Source organism: Streptomyces pristinaespiralis, assembly GCF_001278075.1.
Taxonomy (GTDB): domain Bacteria; phylum Actinomycetota; class Actinomycetes; order Streptomycetales; family Streptomycetaceae; genus Streptomyces; species Streptomyces pristinaespiralis.
The window spans coordinates 7408999-7421985 of sequence record NZ_CP011340.1 but is presented as its reverse complement, the minus strand read 5'-3'; the positions used below and the strand labels follow the sequence as shown (position 1 = coordinate 7421985).

General features: G+C 73.2%; 13 protein-coding genes. 6 read left to right on the top strand and 7 right to left on the bottom strand.

Translation table 11 applies throughout. The features are described from left to right. Nucleotides 1-9 precede the first annotated feature (9 nt). The 3 genes from SPRI_RS31960 to SPRI_RS31950 all read right to left on the bottom strand — a co-directional run bounded on the left by SPRI_RS31960 (nt 10) and on the right by SPRI_RS31950 (nt 3084). Nucleotides 10-675 (bottom strand): response regulator transcription factor, encoded by a 666-nt coding sequence (locus SPRI_RS31960; protein WP_005320569.1) that lies wholly within the window; start codon nt 673-675, stop codon nt 10-12. Further along, nucleotides 672-1904, bottom strand: a complete 1233-nt coding sequence (locus SPRI_RS31955; protein WP_182327579.1) for a sensor histidine kinase — start codon at nt 1902-1904, stop codon at nt 672-674. Before SPRI_RS31955 ends, SPRI_RS31960 begins: the two co-directional genes overlap by 4 nt. 448 nt (nt 1905-2352) lie before the next feature. Continuing rightward, nucleotides 2353-3084 carry a TetR/AcrR family transcriptional regulator gene (locus SPRI_RS31950; protein WP_005320567.1) on the bottom strand — a complete coding sequence of 244 codons (732 nt, stop codon included), beginning with the start codon at nt 3082-3084 and terminating at the stop codon, nt 2353-2355. A gap of 177 nt (nt 3085-3261) precedes the next feature. Between SPRI_RS31950 and SPRI_RS31945 the strand changes: the two genes are divergently transcribed. Then, complete coding sequence (locus SPRI_RS31945) at nt 3262-3711, top strand: nitroreductase family deazaflavin-dependent oxidoreductase (RefSeq protein ID WP_037775364.1); 450 nt, start codon at nt 3262-3264, stop codon at nt 3709-3711. A 368-nt stretch (nt 3712-4079) separates the two neighbouring features. On the opposite strand, the gene SPRI_RS31940 is transcribed toward SPRI_RS31945, so the two are convergent. Then, on the bottom strand, nt 4080-5327 hold the full coding sequence (locus SPRI_RS31940; protein ID WP_005320565.1) for a geranylgeranyl reductase family protein: 1248 nt from the start codon (nt 5325-5327) through the stop codon (nt 4080-4082). A gap of 146 nt (nt 5328-5473) precedes the next feature. Between SPRI_RS31940 and SPRI_RS31935 the strand changes: the two genes are divergently transcribed. Continuing rightward, the gene (locus SPRI_RS31935) at nt 5474-6838 is read left to right on the top strand and encodes a dipeptidase (protein ID WP_005320564.1); all 1365 of its coding nucleotides are present in this window, start codon (nt 5474-5476) and stop codon (nt 6836-6838) included. Between the two features lie 63 nt (nt 6839-6901). After that, nucleotides 6902-7594 (top strand): MBL fold metallo-hydrolase, encoded by a 693-nt coding sequence (locus SPRI_RS31930; RefSeq protein WP_005320562.1) that lies wholly within the window; start codon nt 6902-6904, stop codon nt 7592-7594. 423 nt (nt 7595-8017) lie between these two features. Here SPRI_RS31930 and SPRI_RS31925 read toward each other — a convergent pair whose 3' ends face one another. After that, complete coding sequence (locus SPRI_RS31925) at nt 8018-9061, bottom strand: NUDIX hydrolase (protein WP_005320560.1); 1044 nt, start codon at nt 9059-9061, stop codon at nt 8018-8020. Nucleotides 9062-9220: 159 nt separating this feature from the next. Between SPRI_RS31925 and SPRI_RS31920 the strand changes: the two genes are divergently transcribed. Together SPRI_RS31920 and SPRI_RS31915 are read left to right on the top strand one after the other, a co-directional pair. Then, entirely contained in the window at nt 9221-9400 is a 180-nt protein-coding gene (locus tag SPRI_RS31920) for a hypothetical protein (RefSeq protein ID WP_005320559.1), read from the top strand. A 274-nt stretch (nt 9401-9674) separates the two neighbouring features. After that, nucleotides 9675-10109 carry a hypothetical protein gene (locus SPRI_RS31915; protein WP_005320558.1) on the top strand — a complete coding sequence of 145 codons (435 nt, stop codon included), beginning with the start codon at nt 9675-9677 and terminating at the stop codon, nt 10107-10109. Nucleotides 10110-10309: 200 nt separating this feature from the next. Here SPRI_RS31915 and SPRI_RS31910 read toward each other — a convergent pair whose 3' ends face one another. Continuing rightward, nucleotides 10310-11128: a DUF4397 domain-containing protein gene (locus tag SPRI_RS31910; RefSeq protein WP_037775362.1), complete on the bottom strand. Its 819-nt coding sequence runs from the start codon at nt 11126-11128 to the stop codon at nt 10310-10312. Nucleotides 11129-11229: 101 nt separating this feature from the next. Then, entirely contained in the window at nt 11230-11844 is a 615-nt protein-coding gene (locus tag SPRI_RS31905; protein ID WP_005320556.1) for a sigma-70 family RNA polymerase sigma factor, read from the bottom strand. A gap of 137 nt (nt 11845-11981) precedes the next feature. Between SPRI_RS31905 and SPRI_RS31900 the strand changes: the two genes are divergently transcribed. Continuing rightward, nucleotides 11982-12962 carry a MerR family transcriptional regulator gene (locus SPRI_RS31900; RefSeq protein WP_005320554.1) on the top strand — a complete coding sequence of 327 codons (981 nt, stop codon included), beginning with the start codon at nt 11982-11984 and terminating at the stop codon, nt 12960-12962. Nucleotides 12963-12987: the final 25 nt, after the last annotated feature.

The window sequence follows — 12987 nt, the reverse complement described above, 5'->3', positions numbered from 1 at the left end:
GCGAGGGTGTCAGCCGAGCCAGCCGGGGCGCACGAGGCCCGACTCGTAGGCCAGGACGACCAGTTGGGCCCGGTCGCGGGCGCCGAGTTTCACCATGGTGCGACTGACGTGCGTCTTGGCGGTGAGCGGGCTGACGACCAGGCGGCGGGCGATCTCCTCGTTGGACAGGCCGATTCCGACGAGGGCCATGACCTCCCGTTCCCGTTCCGTGAGTTCGCCGAGTCCCTGGGCCTCGGCCGGGCCCTTGGAGCGGGCGGCGAACTCGGCGATCAGGCGGCGTGTCACACCGGGCGACAGCAGCGCGTCCCCCTCCACCACGGCCCTCACCGCACGCAGCAGTTCCTCCGGCTCCGTGTCCTTCACCAGGAATCCGGAGGCACCCGAGCGGATGGCCTCGAAGACGTACTCGTCGAGCTCGAAGGTGGTGAGCATGACCACCTTCACGTCCGCCAGGCGTTCGTCGCCGGTGATCCGGCGAGTGGCTGCCAGGCCGTCCATGACGGGCATCCTGATGTCCATGAGCACCACGTCCGGGCGCAGTTCGCCCACCAGGCGCACCGCTTCCTCGCCGTCGGACGCCTCGCCCGCGACCCCGATGTCGGGCTGGGCGTCCAGCAGCGCCCGGAAACCGGCCCGGACCAGCATCTGATCGTCGGCGAGCACTACACGGATCACGGCGACTCCTTGGGCTGCACGGGAAGGTCGGCGAGGACCCGGAAACCGCCGTCCGGCCGCGGACCCGCCTCGATGGTGCCACCGAGTGCGCCGGCCCGTTCCCGCATGCCGATCAGGCCGTTGCCGCTGCCGCCGGCGTCGGAGCCGGTCGCGGGCCCCTCGTCGTCGACCTGGAGGACGAGCCTGCCGGGCGAGTGCGCGATCCGTACGCGCGCGGTGCGGGAGCCCGAGTGCCGTACGACGTTGGTCAGGGCCTCCTGGACGATGCGGAAGGCGGCCAGGTCGGTGCCGGGCGCGAGCGCCGCCGGTTCCCCGACCCGCTCGACGTGGACGGTGAGGCCGGCGCCGGCTGCCTGTTCGACCAGTTCCGGCAGGCGGTCGAGGCCGGGGGCGGGCGCGCGGGGCGCGTCGCCGGGTGCGCGCAGTGCGCCGAGGACCTGGCGCACCTCGCCCAGGGCCTCCTTGCTCGCCGCCTTGATGGTGGTCAGGGCGCTGCGGGCCTGCTCCGGGTCGGAGTCGAGCAGCGCGAGGCCGACTCCCGCCTGGACGTTGATGACGGAGATCGAGTGCGCGAGCACGTCATGGAGTTCGCGGGCGATGCGCAGCCGTTCCTCGTCCGCCCGGCGTCGCTCGGCGGCGGCGCGCTCGGCGCGTTCCCGTGCCCAGACCTCGCGCCGCACCCGTACCAGCTCGGACGCGGCGACGATCGCGATCACCCAGGCGGTGATGAACACCTCCTGGCCCCAGGGAGCGGCGTCGTCACCGCCCGGGGGGAGGTACCGGTACAGCCGGTGCGCGATCAGCAGGTGCCCGGCCCAGAGCAGGCCGATGGCCCACCAGGCGGCGCGCCGGTGCCCCGCGACGATCGCGGCGAAGCAGGCCACGGCGATGGTGAGGAAGACCGGCCCGTACGGATAGCCGGCGGCGAAGTACACGAACGCGATGGCGCAGACGCCGAAGACGGTGACGACGGGGTACCGCTTGCGCAGCAGAAGCAACGCCGGGCCGGCGAGGAGGAGGACACGCGCGAACACGTCTAGCGGCTCGCGGGTGTCCTGCTGACCCTCGGCGGCGAAGCCCGTGCCGACCATGACGAAGACGGCGAGGGCGACGGTCGACAGCCAGGGGAGGCGTGCGCTGTCGTGCCGGTCCAGGAAAGCCCGCATCCACGGCGGCCCGCCGTGTGACCAGGGCGGGCCTCCGCGGTTTCCGGTGCTCTGCTGTTCCATGCGGCCACGCTAGACCGGCGCGGTCCCGCCGGGCGTCAGCCGGGCGTGGCGATCACGCGTACTCCCTGGGGAGTACGCGTCGCCGGGCTCGTTGAGGCCTGCGGCCCCCGGGGAGCCCGGCCCTGGCGATGCACGCGGCGCGGCGGGCGCGGCGCCCACCGGCTCACGCGGCCGGCCGGCCGCACGGCGACGGGCAGCGGCCACCGGCTCACGGGTGTGGAGATCGACGACGTGCGGGAGCGGCGTGCGCCGATGCCTGCGGCGCCGGCGGTGCAGGAGGCGGGGGATCCGCGCAGGGCCGGCGAACCGGCCTCGCAGGGCGAGGCGTTGTGGGCCCCTCGGCGAGCTCGCCGAGGGCTCACGGGACCGTGGCCGGAGGCGGTGCGGCGCCGCTGGGCGCAGCAGCGGATTCCCGTGCGCTGCGCGCCCTGCGCGGGCGGGTGCTGCGTCAGGACCCGGCGCTGATGCCCGGTGACGTGCCGGCGGCCTGAGGACGCAGTCCCACCTCGTGGGCGATCCGGGTGACCGTGTGCTCGAAGAAGGCCTCCCGGTCCTCGACCACCTTGTTGAAGTGGCCGAAGAGCTCGAAGGAGATCGTCCCGAAGACATGGGACCAGGCGGCGACCATCGCGGTGACGACGGCCGGCGGCAGGTCGGGGGCGATGTCCGCGGCCATGCGCTCCGCTTCCGCACGCATCCCACCGGACAGCGGTGGCAGAGCGAGACCGTGCGTGCGGTGGGCGTCGCGGAGGACGGAGACGAGCGCGAGGGGGACACGGGAGGCCGCGGCGACTGTGTCCTGGGGTGCGCTGTAGCCGGGGACGGGTGAGCCGTAAACGAGTGCGTACTCGTGCGGGTGGTCGAGGGCCCAGGCGCGTACGGCGGAACAGGCGGCGGTCCAGCGGGCGCAGTGGCCGGCGTCGGGCGGGGCCGCGGCGAGGGCGGCCTCCGCGGCGGCTCCGGCGGAGTCGTAGGCGTCGATGATCAGGGCGGTCAGCAGGTCGTCGCGGCTGGGGAAGTAGCGGTAGAGGGCGGACGAGGCCATGCCGAGTTCGCGGGCGACGGCTCGGAGGGAGAGCTTGGCCGCGCCTTCTGCCGCGAGCTGCGCGCGGGCCTCGTTCTTGATGGCGGCGGTGATCTCGGTGCGGGCCCGTTCCCTGGCCCCTCGGATGGTGCTCATGGGGGAACACTCTGTCACGTTGCAGAGCAGTAGCCAACAACGAGAGCAGTGCTCTTGCTTTGGAGCGCCGCCACATGCACACTGTTCTCAAGCGAGAGCGGCGCTCTCGAATTGAAGCACCGGTCACGCTCAGGAACACCGACGAACCGGTCCACGGTCCACACACGGGAGAAGGCCATGTCGAAGGCGCACTACATCAAGCCCAACCGGTTCGACACGATCCTGAACAACGCCGTCGGCTGGCTCGCCCGCCGGGGCATCAGCCTCATGGGCACGGCGGAGCTGTCCGTACGCGGCCGGACCAGCGGGGAGTGGCGGGCGATCCCCGTCAACCCGCTGCCCTACGACGGCGGCCCGTACCTGATCTCCGCCCGCGGCCACTCCCAGTGGGTCCGCAACCTCCGCGCCGCCGGTGGCGGGCAACTCAAGGTCGGCCGCAGAACACAGCAGTTCACCGCCGTGGAGCTGCCCGACGACCAGAAGCCGGAGCTGTTGCGCACCTACCTCGAGCGCTGGGGCTGGGAGGTCGGCCGCTTCTTCGGCGAGGTCGACGCCCGCTCCACGGACGAGGAACTCCTCGCGGCGGCCCACCGGCACCCCGTCTTCCGGATCACCGTGACCGGCTGAGCCCCTCACCGAGGGGTGCGGCCCAGGGCGGCGAGCACGGGGACGCCGGGCGCGCGGGCGCCGCGCTCCGCGACCGGGCCGCTCACCGGGCCGGGCGGTGCGCCGGGCCGGGCGGTGCGCCGGGCCGGGCACGTACCGGACCGGACCTGCCGGCCCGGGCAGCCGCGTACCGCTTGGGACCGTGTCGGTCGGACGTGACCCATCGGTCACGACCGGGCCGCTCACCGGCCGGACACGTACCGGACCGGACCTGCCGGCCCGAGCCGTACCGGCTACGCCGGAACCACGCCGGACCATGGCCCGGACCCAGCCGCAAACCGCCCCGGAAGGAGCCCCCGGCCAGGCGTGCCCCCGCCCCCGCCGACCGGTCAGGGCGCCGGCTGCGACGCCGCCCGCTTGTCCAGGACGTCCAGCGCACGCCGGGCCAGCGGGTGCGTGCGCACCAGGCCGGCCAGCGTCGTCGACCCGCGGGTGATGTCCGCGAACGCCTTCCACGCCGGGCGGAAACCGGTCAGGACCGCGTGCAGCAGCCCCGGCCGCCGCTCGAAGACGGTGAGCATCCGCCGCCCGACCGCCATCTCGACGCCGAGCCCCGACTTGACGGCGAACGCGTAGTTCAGCGCCTGCCGGCGCGCGTCGACGGCGTCGTGGGCCTCCGCGATCCGCACGGCCCACTCCCCCGCGAGCCGTCCGGACCGCAGTGCGAACGAGATGCCTTCCCTGGTCCAGGGCTCGAGCAGCCCGGCCGCGTCGCCGCAGACCAGGACCCGGCCGCGGGAGAGCGGCGAATCCTCGCTGCGGCAGCGCGTCAGGTGGCCCGAGGAGATCGCGGGCTCGAAGCCGGCGAGACCCAGCCGGGCGATGAAGTCCTCCAGGTACCGCTTGGTCGCGGCCCCTTCGCCGCGCGCCGAGATCACACCGACCGTCAGCGTCCGCCCCTTGGGGAACACCCAGCCGTAACTGCCGGGCATCGGACCCCAGTCGATGAGGACCCGGCCCTCCCAGTCCTCCGCGACCGTCTCCGGGACCGGGATCTCCACCTCGAGCCCGAGATCGACCTGCTCGAGCTTCACACCGACATGTGCGCCTATCCGGCCGGCGCTGCCGTCGGCGCCGACGACCGCGCGCGTCAGGACCGTCTCCCCGTCCGACAGCACCACGGCGACAGTGCGCCGGTCCGGCACGGCGGGTCCGTGCTGTTCGACGCGGGACACGGACGCGCCGGTGCGCAGCACCGCTCCCGCCTTCTGCGCCTGCTCGACCAGACCCGCGTCGAACTCCGGGCGGTTGATGAGCCCGAAGAGCATCCGCTTGGAGCGGCGGGTGCGGGCCAGCCTGCCGTTGAGCGAGAAGGTCACCGCGTGAACCCGGTCACGCAGCGGCAGTTCGAAGCCGGGCGGCAGACTGTCGCGGGACGGTCCGATGATCCCCCCGCCGCATGTCTTGTAGCGGGGCAGTTCGGCCTTCTCCAGCAGAAGCACCCTGCGGCCGGTCACCGCCGCCGCGTAGGCCGCCGACGCCCCCGCGGGCCCTCCGCCGACCACGACGACGTCCCACACGGGGTCGCCAAGCTCATTTGCCGCCTCTGCTCCGGTGGCATCGTTCTCGCTGCTCACGATGTACTTCTGCTCCCGATCCGACCTGTGGCCAGTGCTCTCGACGGCATCCTACGGCGCGGGCGCCCCCCACCCCTTGTGGGAGGATCGACCACACATTCGCCGTACACATATCGCACAACGTCGTGCCCCCGAGGAGCGTGCCCATGACCGCCGTACCGATCGCAGAAACCGTCGCGTCGCTGCTTCCCCGCGCCAAGGCGGAACTCGCGGAGCTGGTGGCGTTCCAGTCGGTCGCGGACCCGGCCCAGTTCCCGAAGAGCGAGTGCGAGGCAGCGGCCGCATGGGTGGCGGGCGCCCTGACCGCGGAGGGCTTCACGGACGTGGCCGTCCTGGACACCCCCGACGGCACCCAGTCCGTCTACGGCTTCCTGCCCGGCCCGGCCGGCGCCCCGACCGTGCTGCTGTACGCGCACTACGACGTGCAGCCGCCGCTGGACGAGGCGGCGTGGATCTCACCGCCGTTCGAGCTGACCGAACGGGACGGCCGCTGGTACGGGCGGGGTACCGCGGACTGCAAGGGCGGCTTCATCATGCACCTGCTCGCCCTGCGCGCCCTCAAGGCGAACGGCGGTGTGCCGGTGGGCATCAAGATGATCGTGGAAGGCTCCGAGGAGCAGGGCACGGGCGGTCTGGAGCAGTACGCGGAGGCCCACCCCGAGTTGCTGGCCGCGGACGCCGTGGTCATCGGCGACACGGGCAACTTCCGTGTCGGTCTGCCCACGGTCACGGCCAGTCTGCGCGGTATGACGCTGCTGCGGGTGCAGATCGACACCCTCGGGGGGAACCTGCACTCCGGGCAGTTCGGCGGCGCCGCCCCCGACGCGCTGGCCGCCCTCATCCGGGTGCTGGACTCGCTGCGGGACGAGGACGGCTCGACGACCGTGGACGGGCTCGCGGCGGACGCGACCTGGGACGGGCTCGCCTATCCGGAGGACGACTTCCGCAGGGACGCCAAGGTGCTCGACGGGGTGGGCCTGATCGGCGACGGCACGGTCGCCGACCGGATCTGGGCCCGGCCGGCCGTGACCGTGCTGGGCATCGACTGCCCGCCCGTGGTCGGCGCGACGCCGTCGGTACAGGCGTCCGCGCGGGCGCTGATCAGCCTGCGCGTGCCGCCGGGCCAGGACGCGGCGGAGGCGAACAAGCTGCTCGCCGCCCATCTGGAGGCGCACACGCCGTGGGGCGCGCGGGTGGCGGTCGAGCAGATCGGCCAGGGCCAGGCGTTCCGCGCGGACGTGACGAGCCCCGCGTACGCGTCGATGGCCGAGGCGATGAAGGTCGCGTACCCGGGCGAGGAGATGCAGGCCGCGGGCATGGGCGGCTCGATCCCGCTGTGCAACACACTCGCCGCTCTGTACCCGCAGGCGGAGATCCTGCTGATCGGCCTGAGCGAGCCGGAGGCGCAGATCCACGCCGTGAACGAGAGCGTGTCGCCCTCTGAGCTTGAGCGGATGTCGGTCACCGAGGCGCTGTTCCTCGCCAACTACGCCCGGTCGAAGCGGAGCTGACCCGAGGATCTGCCGAGAGCAGAGATCCGTGCGGCGGGCCGTGCGCCTGCGTAGGTTCGCCGCATGGACTTCATCCAGGTGTCGCCCCGGCTGTACATGTTCCGCTTCCCGATCGGTCAGGCGTACGTGTGGCGGGACGGCGACGATCTCACGCTGGTCGACGCCGGACACGCGGGCAGCGCACCGCTGATGGAGGAGGGGCTGCGCGGTGCCGGGCTGGACCCGGCGCGCGTCCGGCGGATCGTCCTCACCCACTGCCACCGCGACCATGTGGGCGCGGCCGGGGTACTGGCGGAGCGGCACGGCTCCGAGATCCTCGCCCACCGGCTGGACGCCCCGGTGGTGCGGGGCGAGCGGCCCGTACCGGAACCGGTCCTGCTGGACTGGGAGGTTCCGTTGTACGAGCACGGGCTGACCGTGCCGCCGGCGCCGCCGACCCGGGTGGACCGCGAGCTGGAGGACGGCGACGTGCTGGACTTCGGTGGCGGAGCGCGGGTGGTGCACTCCCCCGGCCACACCGACGGCTCGATCGGTCTCCATCTGCCGGTCCACGGGGTGCTGTTCACAGGTGACTGCGTCGCCGGTGTCGGCGAGGTGATGCTGGGGGTGTTCAACGTGGACCGGGCTGCGGCGCGGGCGTCGATGCGGCGCCTCGCGTCGCTCGCGCCCTCCACGGTCTGCTTCGGGCACGGCGACCCGCTCACCGAGGACGCCGCGGCGGTGCTGCTGGCCGCGGCCGAGGCGACCACCGACTGAGGGCCCGGCCCGCGGCCAAGGCCCCGCCCCCCTCGAACTCCTGCCACCCTGAGCCCGCTGCCCGGCACCGCCGGAGCGCCGCCCCACCCGTCTGCCGGGTCCCGGCACCGTTCGCCACGTCCCGAGCCCGGGCCGCGCGCCGCGCCCCGTGGCTGCCGGAGCGCCCGGCGCGTCCGCCCGACCGGTGCCGCCGGGTCCCGGAACCGTTCGCCACGTCCAGTGCCCGGGGCCGTTCGCCGCGTCCTGGGCCCGGGCCCAGGTTGCCGTGCGCCGCCTCCTGGGCCCGGGCCTGGGTTGCCGTACGCCACGTCCCGCCCGGTGGCCGTACGCCGCGTCCCGTGACCCGAATGCCGTTCGTCCACGCCCGGCAGGCCGCTCGGCCCCGCCCTGGGCGCGGCGCGCCGCCGAGGGGACCGTGAGCCGTCAGGAACCGCCGACCGGGACGCCCGCCTCCAGGTTGAGGACCGTTCCACGCTCCCGGGCCCGCAGGGCCCACCGCAGCCGCTCGTAGCGGACGGGCGGCAGCATGCCGGCCGCTTCGTGCTCGGTGGCGAACTTCCAGCCGCGGAGTTCGGAGCCGGGGAGCAGTACGCGTGCGGCGTCGCCCTCGGGGAGCCGGCCGCCGTCGAACAGCAGCCGCAGTCCGCCGAAGCCGGGCGGCGCGGGAGGCTCCCAGTCGACGAGCAGCAGCCGGGGAACCTCTGTCAGTTCGATGCCGAGTTCCTCCGCGACCTCCCGCATGCCCGCGCGGGCCGGCGCCTCGCCGCGCTCCACGACGCCGCCGGGGAACTCCCAGCCGGGCTTGTAGGTCGGGTCGACGAGGAGCACCCGGTCGTGTTCGTCGAAGAGCAGCACACCGGCGGCGAGGGTCTCGGCCGCCGGTTCGGGCGTCTGGACGATGTCGCTGGCGGGCGCCGCGCCCGTGCGGACGGCGTCCGCGACGGCTGCGGCGACGGCCCGGGCGCCGAGGCGGCTGGTGTCTATGACGTGCGCGTCGCCGGCCAGCCAGCCGAGCGCGGCCTGATAGCGCTCGATGTTCCCGACGGCCCATCGTCGGACGCGTTCGCTCTCCTCCGCATCGTCGGGGAACGCCTCACGGGCGGCTATTCGTTCGCGCAAAATCGTTTCAGCAGGTGCCAGCAGCACATGCCGCACCGCTATCCGGCGGGAGGCGAGACCGCCGAAGATCTCGTCACGGTAGTCCTGCCGCAGCAGGGTCATGGGCGCCACCAGCACGCCGCCCAACTCGGCGAGCAGCGCCGCCGCCGTGTCCACCACGAGCCGCCGCCAGATGGGCAGGTCCTGATAGTCGCCGACCTCGGCCAGCCGCTTGGCCGGCAACAGGTGCCGCATGCCCGCGCCGATCAGTTCGGGGTCGAACAGTGTGCTGTTCGGGATCAGGTCGATCAGTTCGCGTGCGGTAGTGCTCTTGCCCGCTCCGAACGCACCGTTGATCCAGACGATCACGGGTCCCCCTCTTCCGTAGCCCACAGTGGATTGCCCGCAACACCCTGCCACGCAAACCCGGTACCGGAACCGGTTGGCCGGTCAGCCGTTCCAACTGTGGCCGGGCCGTGACACCGGCCGGGGACCGTCGTTGGAGCGGGAGAGACGAGGGAGTGCGTCATGCGCCGCACAGTGTTGGAGAAGTTCCCGGCGGGTGATCCGCGGGGCAGTCGGCAGGCGGAGGAATACGCCCGTCACCGCAGGGACGAGGGTCTGGCTGCGGAGGTCGTGATGGACCTGGACTCGGACGCGTTCCTGGTCGTGGTGCCGCAGCAGCAGAGCTCGGAGCGGGGCTGGTGACGGTGGACCGATGACCGGACCGGTGACGGAACGGATCCATGGCCCCTTGGACGCCCGGACACCCGGACGCCCGGTCGCAGCGCGGTGGATCACGCGCCTGCCGGGCCGGCGGCCGACCGCTCCTTGGTACGAGCGGGTGAACGGCCGCGCGGGCCGTTCGGCCTGAACCCACGCGGAGGGAAGAGTGGCACTCACGCGCGCCCTCGCGACCGACCGCACCGCGGACCCGAAGTCACCGGCGCGAAGAGCGGGAGAAGAGCGGGAAGGGAGATGCATGAGTTCTGATCACGAGCGGCCGGACTCGCGGCACCGGCGGCCCTCCGGCGTGACCAGGGCGACGGTCGAAGCGCTGGGGGCGCTGTCGAAGGCTCTGGAGACGACCGAGCGGGCCCGCGGCGCCCTCTACAGCTTTCACCAGCTCACCGGCAGCGCGGACCTCGTTCTGGACGACGCGGTGCGCCTCCTGCGCGAAGCCGGTCACGGCCGGGAGGCCGACCGTGTGGAGAGGGAGGTCCTCGGCCGGAACGTCATTCCCGATCATTGGACGTTCCAGATCATCGAGGCATACAACGCCACCTACTACCGGCCCTTCCAGCAGCTCGAAGAGGAGATCCGCAGCGAGCTCGCCGACGGCCGGGACCACCTTTACGAGGCGGAGATGAAGGAAGAACGCCGCACCAAGCATCACCCCGACCACACCGCGTGCTGAGCGGCTCCCCTGCTCAGGACCCCGAGCCTGCTCAGGACCCCGAGCCGGCCGGTGCTCCGCTGCGCCTGGCAAGCCGCGGGCGCGTCCGCGCAACACCGCGGCGGCCGTAGGACGTCGGGCGCCGTCGCCCGCGCGATGGCACGGGCGACGGCGCCTCTGTCCCCGCGGTGCCCCGCAGGGATGCGCGGGGAGAGTCCGTGTCAGCCACGCCGTCCGGCGGCGCGGCGGGCGACGAGGAGACCGGGGACCGCGACCACCCCGGCCGCGGCGGCCGAGGCGAGCCAGGGCTGGGACGAGTTCCGGGGGACGGCCGCGCCGTCGGCCCCGGAAGCGGATTCCATGCCGCTGAAGCTCTGCACCTTGAGTGCCAGGTTCTTGTCCTGGGCGCTGCCCCAGGCGTAGACGACGTTGCCGGTTCCCTCCTTGAGGTCCAGGTCGGCCGGGCCGACGGCCACGGTGTCCGTGCCGGCCAGCACGACATCGGCGGAGACGGCGCCCGCGTCGACCTCGGTGGTGGCCTGCTTCGGGTTCTCCAGTCCGGTGAACAGAGGTTGTCCGCCTGCCCGGACGTCCACGGCGGGAGCCGCGGCGACGTGGCGGACGGTCAGGCGGGTCTTGCCCGCTTCGAGCGCGGACATGTCGTTGACGAAGGCGGTCAGCTGCGGCTTGCCGTCGGCCGACAGATGCGCGGCGATGGTCGCGTTCGCTCCCGCCGGCACGTCGATCGACTTCTCGACGGCCGGGGTGCCGCCGGGTCCTTCGCCGGCTGCGAAGACCTGGATGTCGTAGGTGCCGGCGGCGAGCGACTGCGGCTCGGTGAGGGTGCCGGGCTTGAAGTCGCCGAGCAGTTCATCACCGTTGGCGTAGACGTCGACGTCAAGTCCGGGTACGCCGTGGAACACCGACACCATGGCCTTCTCGTCCTGGGCGGAGGAGGCCATGGCGGGTGCGGCGGCGGCGAGTGCGAACACGCAGACGCCGGCTGAGGCCACGAGGGTGAGGGGGGTCCGAGAGGTCATGAGGATCAGTCCTTCGGAAGAGGGCTCCGCCGTGTTGCGAAGTCTCGTTGTCGTTTCCGGTGTGGCGCCCCCGGCGGATGCGGACCGGTTCGGGCCGGGACCTACTCGTCCGTGTCGGACGGGCGGTTCTGCTCGATCCGGTGGCGGAGCCGGTGCAGGCCCCTGCGGGCGTGGCTCTTCACCGTTCCGAGGGGCAGGCCGGTGCGCTCGGAGATCTGGCGCTGGGTCAGGTCCTCGTAGAACGCCATGCGCAGCACCTGGCGCTGCGGCAGGGGGAGGCGGGAGATCTCGTCGGCGAGCAGCACACGGTCCAGGACGGAGTCCGGCCCGGCGTCACCTCGCCGCAGTGCGGTCGCGGTCGACGCGTCGGCCGCCGCGTCGATCAGCCTGAGCCGCCGGGTCCTGGCCGCCAGCGCGTCGACGATCTTGCGGCGGGTTATGCCGACCAGCCAGGCGCCGAGCGGGCCCTTGTCGGGCCGGAATCCGCTCCTCCCCCGCCAGGCGGCCAGGAAGACCAGCTGGGTGACGTCCTCCGCCTCGCGCGCGTCGCCGAGGGTGCGGGTGGCCATGGTCCGCACCAGCGGGCTCCATTGCCGGTAGATCGTGGCGAACACGCGCTCGTCGGCGGCGAAGAGGCCACGGGTCAGCTCTGCCTCCTGCTGCCTCTCCTCGGCCGGCGGTCGCAGGTGGTCGCGAGGTCGCGTGATCGTGCTCATGGTCCTGTTCCTTCTGCCGGACGACGTGCCGGAGCCGGAGGGGTCCGGCGGTCGTGTGCCGAGGCGGTCGTCCTTCAGTCTTGGACGCACAATCGACGCAAGCAACATGCATCGTTTGTGCGTCGTAAGCTGAGGTCATGACCAGCGCGCGGGAGGACACCGGAGAGAGCGGGGGCCTGACCACGGGCGAGGTGGCGAGGCGGCTGGGAGTGGCGCCCACGACGGTGCGCTCCTGGGACCGCCGCTACGGCCTGGGGCCCGACGCGCACACCGGCGGGAAGCACCGCCGCTGGACCGCCGCGGACATCGCCCGGCTGGAGCGGATGTGCGCCCTGACCACGACGGGGGTACCGCCCGCCGAGGCCGCGCGGCTCGCACGTGAGGGCGCACCGCTCGATACGCGGCAGCCCTCCGCAGAGGCCGCCGGCGTATCGCGGTCCGGCCCTGTGCGCAGCCGTGCCCGCACCGGTCTCCAGTTGGGCGACGTCCGCCAGGAATGCAAGGGGCTTGCCCGCGCGGCCCTTCGGCTCGACGCGGCGGCCCTGGACGAGCTGCTCGCCTCGGTGATCACCGCTCACGGTCTGGTGACCGCGTGGAACGAGGTCATCATGCCCACGCTGCAGGCCGTGGGCCGCAAGTGGGAGACCTCCGGCGAGAAGTACGTGGAGGTCGAGCACTTCCTGTCCTGGCACGTGGCAGGCGCCCTGCGGCGCGGCTCCCCTCCCGTCGCCGCCGAGCGGCCCGGTGCCACGGTCGTGCTCGCCTGCGTGCCCGGCGAGAGCCACACGCTGCCGCTCGAGGTGCTGGCCGCCGCCCTCGCCGAGCGCGGCCTTCCGGTGCGGATGTTCGGCGCGGCGCTGCCCGTCGAGGCGCTCGTCGAGGCGGTGCGGCGGACCGGACCTGCGGCCGTCGGCCTGTGGGCCCAGTCCCGTACCACCGCGAGCCGGCCGTTGGCGCAGCATGTGGCCGCCATGGAGTGGGGTGTACGCGGTGCCCGCAGGCAGCCGGTCGTGCTGACGCTCGGGCCGGGCTGGGCCGGTCGGACGCTGCCCGGCCTGCTCCGCCCCACGGGGCTGGTCGAAGCGTTGGCCGCTGTGGAGTCGGTCGTGCGGCGATGAGGTGTCATCGCCTCGGTTTCGCTGG